General features: G+C 62.2%; 1 protein-coding gene. It reads right to left on the bottom strand.

Translation table 11 applies throughout. The features are described 5' to 3' along the window. A partial coding sequence (locus EIZ48_RS28675) for a hypothetical protein (protein WP_192928771.1) occupies positions 1 to 517 on the bottom strand: 517 nt, incomplete at both ends.

The following is a 517-nucleotide window of genomic DNA, read 5'->3' as shown; positions in this document are numbered from 1 at the left end:
GGCAATATCAACCTGGGCGGCCTGAACGACGGTGATCTGACACTGTCGGTGACGCTTACCGATACCTCGGGCAATGCGGCGACGGCGGTGACGGCAACCAGTGCGCTGGATACCGCGGTGCCGAGCGGCCACAGCGTGGCGCTGAATGACACCAGCTACAACAGCTCTGAAGCCAGCTCGGCGAGCTTCAGCTTTACCGGGACCGAGGTGGGCGCCAGCTACAGCTATACCATCTCCAGCGCCAACGGCGGGGCTGATGTGACCGGCAACGGTACCTTGACGTCCGCAACGCAAAGCATCGGCAATATCAACCTGGGTAAYCTGAACGACGGTACCCTGACGCTGTCGGTGACAGTGACYGACAGCGCGGGCAATGCSGCGRCGGCGGTGACGGATACGGCCACGCTGGATAAAACCAGGCCGACGGTCACCACCTTCAGTGCCTCGGATACGCAGCTGAAAGCGGGCGAGACGGCCACCATCAGTATTGTTCTGAGCGAGGCCAGCAGCGACTTCA

The sequence above is a fragment of the Photobacterium alginatilyticum genome, assembly GCF_009910675.1.
GTDB classification, from domain to species: Bacteria; Pseudomonadota; Gammaproteobacteria; order Enterobacterales; family Vibrionaceae; genus Photobacterium; species Photobacterium alginatilyticum.
Note: the sequence above shows the minus strand (reverse complement) of the source record. Positions and strands in the feature narration are given on the sequence as shown.